The 11460-nt window shown below is 46.2% G+C and carries 8 protein-coding genes; 4 read left to right on the top strand and 4 right to left on the bottom strand.

What is annotated here, in order from left to right:
* The first annotated feature begins 20 nt into the window (after positions 1 to 20).
* The 3 genes from DF182_RS20875 to DF182_RS20865 are packed head-to-tail and all read left to right on the top strand — an operon-like array spanning position 21 to position 3055.
* Positions 21 to 1226 (top strand): DUF5000 domain-containing lipoprotein, encoded by a 1206-nt coding sequence (locus DF182_RS20875; RefSeq protein ID WP_113617744.1) that lies wholly within the window; start codon positions 21 to 23, stop codon positions 1224 to 1226.
* 20 nt (positions 1227 to 1246) lie between these two features.
* Positions 1247 to 1924 carry a DUF4998 domain-containing protein gene (locus DF182_RS20870; RefSeq protein ID WP_113617743.1) on the top strand — a complete coding sequence of 226 codons (678 nt, stop codon included), beginning with the start codon at positions 1247 to 1249 and terminating at the stop codon, positions 1922 to 1924.
* Between the two features lie 21 nt (positions 1925 to 1945).
* Positions 1946 to 3055: a DUF4855 domain-containing protein gene (locus DF182_RS20865; RefSeq protein ID WP_113617742.1), complete on the top strand. Its 1110-nt coding sequence runs from the start codon at positions 1946 to 1948 to the stop codon at positions 3053 to 3055.
* Between the two features lie 87 nt (positions 3056 to 3142).
* Here DF182_RS20865 and DF182_RS20860 read toward each other — a convergent pair whose 3' ends face one another.
* A complete protein-coding gene (locus tag DF182_RS20860; protein ID WP_113617741.1) occupies positions 3143 to 4096 on the bottom strand; it encodes a hypothetical protein in 954 nt (317 codons plus the stop codon).
* Between the two features lie 453 nt (positions 4097 to 4549).
* On the opposite strand from DF182_RS20860, the gene DF182_RS20855 reads away from it, so the two are divergent.
* Positions 4550 to 6169: a DUF6345 domain-containing protein gene (locus DF182_RS20855; RefSeq protein WP_113617740.1), complete on the top strand. Its 1620-nt coding sequence runs from the start codon at positions 4550 to 4552 to the stop codon at positions 6167 to 6169.
* Positions 6170 to 6254: 85 nt separating this feature from the next.
* On the opposite strand, the gene DF182_RS20850 is transcribed toward DF182_RS20855, so the two are convergent.
* The 3 genes from DF182_RS20850 to DF182_RS20840 are packed head-to-tail and all read right to left on the bottom strand — an operon-like array spanning position 6255 to position 11112.
* Positions 6255 to 7469 (bottom strand): PepSY-associated TM helix domain-containing protein, encoded by a 1215-nt coding sequence (locus tag DF182_RS20850; RefSeq protein WP_113617739.1) that lies wholly within the window; start codon positions 7467 to 7469, stop codon positions 6255 to 6257.
* A gap of 8 nt (positions 7470 to 7477) precedes the next feature.
* Entirely contained in the window at positions 7478 to 8719 is a 1242-nt protein-coding gene (locus DF182_RS20845; protein ID WP_113617738.1) for a DUF4374 domain-containing protein, read from the bottom strand.
* A 26-nt stretch (positions 8720 to 8745) separates the two neighbouring features.
* Positions 8746 to 11112, bottom strand: a complete 2367-nt coding sequence (locus tag DF182_RS20840) for a TonB-dependent receptor (protein WP_113617737.1) — start codon at positions 11110 to 11112, stop codon at positions 8746 to 8748.
* Positions 11113 to 11460: the final 348 nt, after the last annotated feature.

Raw genomic sequence — 11460 nt, 5'->3', positions numbered from 1 at the left:
CATTCAAACGCATGTAACTTATGAAACGATACATCCCTTTGCTGCTGGCGGTTTTATGGCTTACCGCCTGTAAGGAAGAAATGATGAAGCCTGCCTATAATGATGCTACTGCACCGGACCTGATAACCAAGATAACCGAAGAGCCCATCCCTGGCGGTTCCCGGCTGACCTATGTGTTGCCCTCCAGCAACAACCTGTTGTACATACTGGCAGAGGTGACCAACAAACAAGGCGTGGTCCGGCAGTTCAAAGCATCTCACTATACCAACACCCTGCAGATTGAAGGTCTCGGTGACACTTCTCCCTACGAAGTAAAACTATATTCCGTGAGCAAAAGCGAAGTACGCTCTGCTCCGGTAACCGTCACCATCCATCCGTTGCAGCCTCCTTTTGCTGATGTGTTCAAATCATTTGTGATGAATGCCGACTTTGGTGGTGTCAATCTTAAATTCACTAATCCTACCGGCCTGGAGCTGGAAATTGGCTTCTGTGGCCCCGATTCCGTGCAGAAAAACATCTCCCTGCTCGATACTTATTTCACTGCTACCAAAGACGGTAACCATACTTTCCGCGGGCTTCCACCCAATAAAGCCAGGTTCGGGGTTTTCATCCGCGACAAATGGGGCAATACTTCCGACACCCTTTTCCAGGAACTGACACCCCTATACGAAAAGATGCTCGACAAATCCAGGTTCAGGGAGATCAAACTTCCCGGCGACGGCCCCGTATATACTACTGAGTGGAACATCGCCTATCGTTACCTCTGGGATGGTAAATACTCCTCTTCTTTCAGCAATCCCTATGACGGCAATGGCAACAACTGGCAGAACCTTTCCACCAACGGCCCTACCGACGGCACTCCTATCCATATCACGATAGACCTGGGAGAAACCGCTCATATCAGCCGCTTCCGCATCAACCATTATTATCGTTTCACGCATAAGGCTATACGTAAATATGAACTCTGGGGCAGTAACAATCCGCCTGCAGATGGCAGCTGGGATAACTGGACCAAAATACTGTATTACGAACAGGAGAAGCCCTCCGGGCTGCAGGGCGAGCAATACAACGATGCAGATGCAGAAGTATGGCTGCGCGGCGATATGGCCAACTTCCCCGATGGGCTGCCCGCTTTCCGTTATATCCGCGTGAAATGCCTGGAGAACTGGATGGGCAATGGTAACATGTCTTTTGCTGAAATCACTTTCTGGGGAGATACCAAATAACAGTTTTAAAAAATTCCACTATGAAAAAAACACTCATCCCTGTTTATATACTGCTGGGCATCCTATTGCTGGCCAGTTGCAGCAAAATGGACGATTACCTGCAACTCTCCGGCCGCCAGGAAATTGCCTACACCGGAAGAGTAGACTCTTTGAAAGTACTGCCCGGCGATGGCCGGCTCAAACTGACCTGGCTGCTCATATCTGATCCCAAAATCACAGGTGTCACCATTTACTATAACAGCCGGAAAGACTCTGTAATACTGCCCGTAAAAAGAAGCGCCGGTATCGACTCTATGTCATACCTCTTTAGTAATATGCCGGAAGGTAGTTACAGCTTCGAGGTATATACCTGGAACAACAGCGGTTCACGCTCCGTGCCCGCCTATATCACCGGCCGTTCTTACGGACCTATTTATAAAAGCAGCCTGCTTAACCGCGCCCTTACTGCTGCTACGCTCGTAGATACAGATGCACAGCTCAGCTGGGGCCTCGCAGAAGAAACCATCACCGGAATGGAAATCAGCTATACCAGCAACACCGGGCAATCCGTGGTGGTGCAGGCGCCCCGTAGCGCCGCCGGCACTAGGCTTAAAAATTATCAACCAGGCAGCTCTTTCTCCTACCGGACTTCTTTCCGCCCGGATACACTTTGTATCGATACTTTTTATGCAGATGCCGTTACCCGTCAACCACAATAATTCACTTAAAATTGATACCATATGAAAAAGCTTTCATTGCTGTTTACCACACTGGTGCTGATGACCAGCACCGTACTTTTAGGCACCTCCTGTCAGAAGGTGTATACAGAAACTGCTGTTGCCAAAAAAGATACTACCACCGCACAACCGCTGCCAGCCTGGTATATCTCAGATCTGGCCCTTATCTACCAGGGCGGTATTCAGCGCCTTCCCTGGACCAAAGACCAGCTGACCCCTTATATATACCGCAAAACCAATACGGGCGTCGACTGGCTCTTTGATGGTTTCCTGTTCATCGAATTCAAAGATGGAATGGGGCACGAATATGCTGAAGGATACGAACCACTGCCAGCAGGTAAAACAGAATGGCAATGGTTGCTGGACCGTAACTTCGAAAACGGGAAAGCCCTGCATGCATTGGATGATGTGCTGGATAGTCTGGCTCAACTAAACATAACGCCTAAACGTAAAAGGAAAGTAGTGCTCACGTTACCGGAACCTATCCGGACGCTGAGCAACTGGGGTGATCTCAACGGCAAAACCCTCAATTTCGCTGACTCCGCCGACAGAGTAGCAGCCTGTAAATGGTACATCGAAACAGCTCTGGCCAAATGGCAGGCCGCCAATTTCAAACATATTGAACTGATGGGCTTTTACTGGGTAGCAGAACAAAATACCGGCGCTGTGGAAATACTCCCTACCGTGGCCGCCAATATCCACAGCAAACAACAACGGTTTTACTGGATACCCTACTATGGCGCAGCAGGAGCTGCCAACTGGAAAAACATGGGCTTCGATATCGCCTATCAACAGCCCAATTATTTCTTTGATCTCAACTCCCCTTACTCTATCCTCACCGGAGCGATCAACTTCGCACAGAAAAATAAAATGGCGCTGGAAATGGAGTTCGACGACCGCCTGATGAACCAGGCCGGATACCGTCAAAAGTATACAGACTACATCAATGAATTTACCAAGGCTGGGGCCTGGAATAACCTGCCGGTAGCTTATTACGAAGGCGGTGGCGCATGGCTCACCATGTCACTCAGCACCGACCCGGTAATAACAGGTCTGGTGAAACGGCTCTCAGATATTATCGTTACGCGGCAAACGGCAGCGGACCAACGATAACGGTCTGTCTTTTCCCTCTTATAAATTCAACACCCGGTCATCTTGCATGAACCGGGTGTTTTTTTGAAGACAATTACATCGCTGGCATCAGGCCGTTACGCTGGCCTGTGCTGGTTTTGTTTGTTTGGCAGTTACAAATGATGCCATTTTAGGAATCATATGACCTAAACAAACACCGATATTAAACGCAGCAGTAAAATTCTGCGCTTCTGTTTTAACATTTCCATTTGCATCCTGGCCATTCACATCTTCGTCAAAATACCCTTCCCTGTCTGTAATACCGGACATAAAAACAAATGGGGCATCACATAACAGCCGAATAACACCGTGTGTTGTTTCCACAGAACCTACCGGCAATGTATTGCCGGTAGCGGCCAGGGCTTTCAGGCCCTCCTGGTCGGAGGTTTTATAGTCCGCATAGTTAGTGATATTTACAACGCTGACGCCTATATAATCTTTATCAGACATGACCCCTATATTATCAGAAGGATGGAGATAAGGCTTCAGTAACCGGGACTCAATAGCCTTCACAGTAGTATTGTCCATCAGCTGAAAGAAATCGGGGGATACTGCGGAGTGGAGTACTTTTTCAAAGTCCTTGGGGTCGTCCCACTGGCTTTGGATATTTTCTCCGTTGGGATGAAAATTGTGAATGAAGATATTGCTGCCCATCACCACACAACCATTGTTATTTCCGCCGTCAAGGCCCAGCGCGGCGGTTCCCAGCGCAACGACCAGATCAGGCTTTTCCTGTCTGTAATAGAGTGCCTTAGGCAGACAGGCGTGTTTGCCCTGTGAGCTGGAAGGGTTCCATTGAGTATCCATGATATCCTGTATACACCAAAGTTCTATGGTCACCTGCGGAAAGCAGTCCCAGATAGCGCGTGGCTGCGGAGAGCCAGGCAGGAAAGTCCAGGGGTAATTTAAATGAGTAGGATCAGGTAGTCCGCTGGGGCGCATTCTAACGTTCAGTAGTGCATTCAGAATGGGTTCTACTTCCCATGATTTGTTACCGATTAACAGGATTCGTTTGATGCTCATAATGTTGAGGTTTTAAAAATGATTAAAAGATTGGAAACTGGTTTAATAGTATGGAACAAACCCTTTCTCATACTGGGGTTGATGGGTTCTGTCAAGAATAGTGTTGAATATGGTAAATAGATTTTGCAGTTGTTATAACAGCCGGAAGATAGAAAAGGTTGCAGCTGTCGTATAAAAAGAAAAAGGCCGTATCATATCCTGATAGCAGCCGATCCGCTTTTCTATAAAAAATTAAAGTGAATATTGTTTCCCTTTTCCGCTAGCATTACGACTAATACAGTAAACCCGGTAAGTATTTCTCGTTCCAACATACTATTAATATATGTCTGTACTATTCCCCGGATAAAGCAGATCCATCTATCAATAAACACTTTTCAAAAGTAAATCTTACCCCTTAAAATGGAGTATGCCGAAAATCCATTTTCCAAAGAGTAGGCAAAAAATTAAACACGTATGAAATACGAAAAATTAAATTATGCGGACCCTCACGATTCCCAATCTTTAAAAAATCTCAAAGTTGTTGTTAGCGGATCAAATGATTGGTATGGCGCATGCAGCCTGGAAAAATTCAGTAGCGCAAGTCCATTAGGACTTACTCACGAAGACGCAAATGGCTTTTTAGAATATCCCACAAGCTTTGCCGGCAAAGCCGCTAATTTTTGGTTCAGGGACGCGGGTGTCCAGGTATGGGGTTACGAAGAAACCTATGACAACTGGCAAGACACTTACGGCATGGATGCAGTAACTGTTTTCTATCACTCCGGACATGGCAATATGGATGGCAACGGCGTATTTCAGGCGCCTCTTGGGTCCAAATGGGACAATAGGGATTGGGCATTTAGCAATCAAATGGCATTCGCCAATGAGGAACTGCGTTACTTATTTTTCTCTACCTGTTTTTCGCTAAGAGTATCCGGCACCAATAACCCGGTGAAAACATGGTGGGGGCCGAATAAAGGCGGACTTCGCATGTTGTTCGGTTATGAAACCACAAGTGTGGATGATGCTAATTACGGTAAATACTTTTGGGATGAATGGAAAAAGGGGAAATCGTTTGCCCGTGCATTTTTAGATGCCAGCTGGCGTATAAGCCATGGCCAGGTAGCAACGGTAATGGCTAGTGGCGCCAACCAGGCAGAAGCAATCAATATGCTTAACAATGAAAGACTATTTTCCCGTGCTGCTGCTGTAAAAAACTGGTATCAATGGCAATGGATAGGCACTCTTCGTTCAAGCGCACCCAAAGTCTCGCTACTCAGCATGCCTAAGCAGGCAAATGCAATCATTCTCGACAAAAATATCTTCGACGACAAACGCATCAGTAAAATAGCCAACGAACTTGGGCTTACAAAGTCCCAGGCAGAAACTGTTTTGTTCGACGCAGATGGTAACAGGATGCTAAAAGGCAAAGGTCTCCATCTGAATGTAAACCGCGAAGGGGCGCTGAACATTCATCTTGCAGCACCCAATACAGAAAACAAAAAAGCTATTGCCGAATCCAAAGCAACCAGCATTGCCCAAAAAGCAATTAAAGACCTGGGCTTTGACAAAGGCATTGAATTGATAGAAGGAAATATGCGCCACCGGCTTACTTGCGGCGGCACTACCAAAGGCTCTGGCAAAATAGATGAAACGTCAGTGGTAGAAACTATTGTACAATTCAGGCAGGCCCACAAAGGAATTGAAAGTATTAATTCCGATCATGGCCTTATCACGGTATCTGTTGACAATGATGGAAACATCACTAATATCTACAATTCAACAAAACAAGTATTGGACGAAGCACAAAGGCCTTCCTCCATTATTACATCACCCAAAGCTCCCCAAAAAGATGCCGTTTCAGTTGAAGATGTATTCAGGAATAAAATTTCAGGTATTGTAAACGCTTCCAACAACAGCAACAACGGCCATTTAAAAACAGCAAATGCAGAAGCGGCTACTGTATTGCGTGAAGCCGTTGGTTATGACTTTTCAGAAAACCTGGGACTGGTTACGCATCAGAAAGACGTTGAAATTGCCCTTACCGAACAATTTAAAAAACGTTACAAACTACGTGTGTCTGTAATGGGATGATCCAAATTAACAGTATAAATTAAGAAGCTGCCTCAAATTACTTTCGAGGCAGCTTCTTTTGCTGTATGGTTATCAGCTGAAAAATCTATTCAACGGCCGCTTTAGCGGCAGTCTTTTTAACATGCGTCTGTTGTGGCTTTTTCTTTTTCCGTCCCCACCATATCAGGAAACCTGTTACGGGTAAGGTAGCGCCTATAAGGCTGGCGAAAAAGGCCATGAACTTGCCCGGCAGCCCGAGGATACTGCCCACATGGATATCGTAGTTCATACGCCGTAGTTTGGTCCCAAAATCAGCTTCTTCAAACCTGGTCGCATATACGCTATTTTCTTTCAACTCCTCCAGCGTATGCCGATCAAATACATAACGCACATTGTTGTAATACTGGCCTCTGCTCGGATATACGTTGATATTGATCACCGATGCCGCTTTAGCCGTATCCGGAAAACTCATGTAAAAACCCGTGGAACGTGGATTACCGTTGGTTACCCGCTGCCATATCATATCCATTGACTCCGCCATGGTGAATTTATTATGCGGCGCCTGCGTGGAATCAGATTTCAACTCTGTATAAGCAGGCAGGGAGCGGCCTCCCGAGGTAGCCCAATACAAACCATTGCTCCACCATTCCAGTCCCCATACCATACCGGTAACGCCTATAGCAAATAATACAAGCAGGGAATAAAATCCGAGTACATTATGCAGGTCGTAGTTGACCCGTTTAAAACTGGCGCCCCATTTGATTTTGAAGCTCTGCTCCCTGGTGGATTTATTCCACTTCTTAGGCCACCACAGCACCACACCGGTTACCAGTGTGATTACAAATACCAGCGTGCTGTAGTTCACGATAGGCCGGCCGATCTTGTAGGGCATCCAGAGAAAGCGGTGTCCGTTCAGTATCCAGCGGAAAAAATCCACATCTCCTTCCTTGCGGGTGACTTTGCTGACCACCTCGCCGGTGTACGGATTCAGCTTCAGAGTGGAACCGCTGCGTCGCGCTCCTACATTCACTTCCACTACCCTGCCTTCACGATAGATAGCATAGGCTGCTTGTTTGCCGGGATATTCCCGTGCTGCAATTTCGAGTATAGTGGAAGGCTGAATCACTGGCCTGTCTTGTTTGGCAACGACAGTTTTGGGTTCCAGCCAACCGGTGATCTCTTCGTTAAACACCCAGATACAACCTGTCAGACAAACGATGATCAGGATGATGCCTGAAATAAGCCCCAGCCACAAATGCAGCCAGGCCGAGATACGGTAAAACAAAGACCGTCCGTTTTTCTTTTTCTGCTTATTTTTCATATCGCTGATTAGTAAATCATTTTGGTGATGGAGGTGATGGTGCCGCCTTCTACTTTTAATCCACGTGTAACCGTTGCCGTTGCCATATCAATCTTGTAGATCCAGTTGCCGGAAGGAGTGTTCAGACCTATATATCCGGTTTTACCATCATCTGATAAAGTGTTGTTGTTATAAGGAGCAGAAGTGCTGATAATTTCCTGCGGAGCACCTTTCACCCATTCAAAAGACTGGTTAACAACATCCACCATGGCCATTTTCAGGTTACCATTCAGCGCACCGGGCGTATCATACATCATCAGCAACATTTTATTATTGCCCAGGTACAGCTGTGAAGCAATATGATGACCACCGGATTTCTCCTGTACATTAAAGAAATAGGTTTGATCGAATTCAGTAGTACCATGCGGTACCCTGATAATAGCAGACGGATTTTTGGAAGTAGGCTTGGAACTGTTTTTAGCAGCTGCCGGGGAATAGGCGTATACATCTCCGTTTTCTGTGACAGCCAGTCCGTTGTTAAAATAGTTGCCGATAAAGCTGGTCCTGTTGTCACGTATAACCTTCTCCAGGTTCAGGTCCGGATAGGAGAAGACAGCGATCCAGCTGCTATCGGGATAGGCGGTACCGAAAGCATCGCCACAGCAACCTTTGATACTCATATACGGTGCAAATACTTTATTGCCTACCTGGGTAGCCCAGGTAAAATGTGCCCGTTCTCCATTGGCAGCCAGTTTCACAATGTTGATCTGTTTTTCACCATTCACTCTCGACTTCAGCGCATCGATACGATAGCAGGAAGCATTTTCATTACCACTGCGGGGCACTTTCATCAGCAGCAGTTCATCATTTACCTTGGTGAGTACCTGCACCGTTTCTGCCTGGAAAAACCGGGTGAGCACCAGTTTACCAGCCTGGGTAAGGCGATAGGTCGTCACATCACCGGGATTTCCCTGTCCGTATAAAAGGCTGAAGAACCTTCCTTTATGGGTGAGGTAATAACGATAAGAACCGTCCTGTTCTTTACCATTACCACTGGTAGAAACAGCGCCACTGCTGATATCATCTGCAGTAAGCAGGTAGTCGGCTATTCCGGTTGTTCCTACAGGCGTGGCTGTTATAATATATTTTGTCAATCCTTTGGGTTCGTATTCCTGAAAATCTTCCGCGCTCAGTGTGTTCTCCTTATCGCAGGAAGACATTCCAACAGTAATACTGGCTGCAAGGAATAAAAGTATGCTGATCTTCTTCATAATTATTTATTTAACCGCTATCCTTATTATTTACTGAAAAAATATCTCACCTTGGCATAAAAGGCCCTTCCTGGTTTCTGCAGGGTGAAATTGTCATATAGCCTGTTATCCACCAGGTTCTTGCATTCTACGGATACATTGTATTTTCCATTAGCCAGACTGTATACCAGGTTCACGTCCTGACAGAACTGCCGGGGAATCTCCAGTTTCTCATCGCCCTGGCTGGGCCATGACAGATAATAAGCATGTACATACAGGAAATTGTACCCCAGCGAAAGAGTATTGCCTTTTTTCAACACATCCTTAAAGAACAGGGAAGCATCGGCGTTACCAAAGAGGTAAGGCATATTGGGAATACGGTCACGGTACAACGGACTTTGCTCTTTCTGTCCGTCTTCAAAGCGGGTGTTGTTACGCAGGTTTTGATAAGTCATATTAACGCCGGCAGTGAACAGTTGTTTGTAGGAGTAACGGATTTCACCGTCAAAGCCCAGGTTGGTCACATCTGCCAGGTTGCCATTCGTTTGTTTGGTCTGGTTGGGGTTCAGCATGGGCCGGATGAAGTCTTTGGCGTTTCGGTACAATACATTACCATCAAAGCTGAAACGATGTGCCTCCTGAATATGTGTCTGATAGCTGATGCCGAGGTTGAAATTATCGCTGCTCTCCGGCTTCAGGTCCACATTGCCTTCCAGGTTGATCAGATCACCAAACAGCTCTTCGGTTTCCGGCAGGCGGTAGCTTTTTTCATAAGAACCTTTTATCTGCAACGAAGGTTTGATAAAATACGTAGAGGCGATACCGTATCCCTGTTTGCTAAAGCTGGTTCCCTGGTTTTTGTAGGCAACATCGCCCCAGTTACCGCTGGGGTTATAGCTTTGAGCGTATTTATTTTTCTGAGAATAATTTTTGACGAATACAGAAGTGTTCCATTTTTCGCTGTAATCAAATTTATAACCGAGGCCCAGGATATTTTTTCTCACTTTTTTAGGCTGATCATATTTTTCATCATTGGGAAACAATTCATCCTTACCTGAACGGCTAAACGTATTATATACATTGTTCAGGATAAAGGAGTGTCTCTCGTTCAGGCGGTAGCTGAGGTTGGCAGTACCCAGGCCGTTGTTGTTACGGAATTTGTACATAGAACGTTCTCTTTCACTGCCGGCGCCGGGGTATTGTTTATACTGCTGAAACCAGTTGTAGCGGCGGTATACCGTATCAATGTTTTGTTCGTAGCCGAAGTTGTAGTTGCCGGTGAGACTGAAATCCAGTCCTTTCACAAACAGGTTTTTCACCTGGTATTTCAGGCTGGGCATCACGATGCTGCCCCTGCGGTGCCAGTCACCGAAAACGCTGACCATACGGGCGCCGGTCTGTATTTCTGAATAGTTCTGGCCCAGGGTGATGCCTACCAGCAGTTTATCTGCATACTTTTTTCCTACTACCCCCACATTGGCAATCACCGTTTCATTATGATAGGTATCATGAAAACGCCGGATATGTTGTTTGGGATAATAGTCACCGGTATTGATATCAGCTACATTAACCCATACTTTATAGTTGTTGTCGGAGTAATTCTGAAAAGCGTTCAGCTGGATAGTGAAGCCGGATTTGGCGGTATAACCGGCGTTCAGGGCCGAACGGTGTGTATTAAAAGAGCCGAAGGAATACGATGCATCCACATAGGTACGGCGGCTGTTGTTGGTGACGATGTTGATAGCACCACCGAGTGCGTCAGCACCCAGCCAGATGGGTACTACGCCCTTATACACTTCTACTCTTTCAGCGAGGTTGATGGGAATATTATTGAGCTGGAAAGAAGAGCCGAAATTATCCATGGGCACGCCATCCAGGAAAAATTTCACCTGTTTGCCGGTGAATCCGTTGAGGGAGAAGTTCATCCGGGAGCCGAGGCCGCCTGTTTCACGCACCCTTACGCCGGAAACGCGGTCCAGCGCATGCGATAGGTCGAGCGTGGAATTGTATAGTTTCCTGGCATCAATGGCTGTTACATTAAAAGCCTGTCTGTTTACTTCCTGGCTGGTACTACGGCCAATCACAGATACCGCATTAATTTCGCTGATGGCGGTTTGCAGGCTGATATTGAGTTTCAGCTGTTCGCCTCCTTTCAGTGTAAAGGCCTGCTGCTGGCTTTTATAGCCTACGGCAGATATCAGCAGGATGTGTTTACCGGGATGGATATTTTTAAAATGATAAAAACCTTCATCGTTGGTGATAGCATAAGCCGCGCTATGCTGTAGTTTAAGGGAAGCGCCCGGCACCGGAGTGCCGGAGGCATCTTTCAGCTGACCGCTGATGCTGCTCTGCGCATATAGAAATAGGGATAGGATACTCAAAATGCCTGTCAGTAATATCTTTTTTATGTGCATTGTTTATATATATTATTTCGTTTCAGTTTGCTGCCTGGGTATGGGCAATACAGTATCAGGCAGGAATCCCCACCATGCCCACCAACGATACATTCACAATTCATCAGAAACCGGCATCAACACAGTGCCGGAGAGAAATGTACAATACTATATAGGTAATATCTGCCTGCAAAAATATCCACGACAAAACGAAATCATTTTCGATATCAGGAAAAATAAACAGGTATTTTTTTTCCGCATTGCGCAGACGGACAATAACGGGATGGAACATACGAAACAATATATCCCACCCGGAAAAAAAATTCCGTATCCGAACATTTTCTCCGTTATTGTTTATGGTAGTACATC

The organism is Chitinophaga flava (assembly GCF_003308995.1).
Classification (GTDB): Bacteria; Bacteroidota; Bacteroidia; order Chitinophagales; family Chitinophagaceae; genus Chitinophaga; species Chitinophaga flava.
The sequence above is the reverse complement of the archived record's forward strand: the minus strand, read 5'-3'. Positions and strand labels throughout refer to the sequence as shown.

Bases quoted from the DNA above. Each gene is read 5' to 3' on its own strand.
- DF182_RS20875 (WP_113617744.1), top strand. From the start codon at position 21: ATGAAACGATACATCCCTTTGCTGCTGGCGGTTTTATGGCTTACCGCC.
- DF182_RS20870 (WP_113617743.1), top strand. From the start codon at position 1,247: ATGAAAAAAACACTCATCCCTGTTTATATACTGCTGGGCATCCTATTG.
- DF182_RS20865 (WP_113617742.1), top strand. From the start codon at position 1,946: ATGAAAAAGCTTTCATTGCTGTTTACCACACTGGTGCTGATGACCAGC.
- DF182_RS20860 (WP_113617741.1), bottom strand. From the start codon at position 4,096: ATGAGCATCAAACGAATCCTGTTAATCGGTAACAAATCATGGGAAGTA.
- DF182_RS20855 (WP_113617740.1), top strand. From the start codon at position 4,550: ATGAAATACGAAAAATTAAATTATGCGGACCCTCACGATTCCCAATCT.
- DF182_RS20850 (WP_113617739.1), bottom strand. From the start codon at position 7,469: ATGAAAAATAAGCAGAAAAAGAAAAACGGACGGTCTTTGTTTTACCGT.
- DF182_RS20845 (WP_113617738.1), bottom strand. From the start codon at position 8,719: ATGAAGAAGATCAGCATACTTTTATTCCTTGCAGCCAGTATTACTGTT.
- DF182_RS20840 (WP_113617737.1), bottom strand. From the start codon at position 11,112: ATGCACATAAAAAAGATATTACTGACAGGCATTTTGAGTATCCTATCC.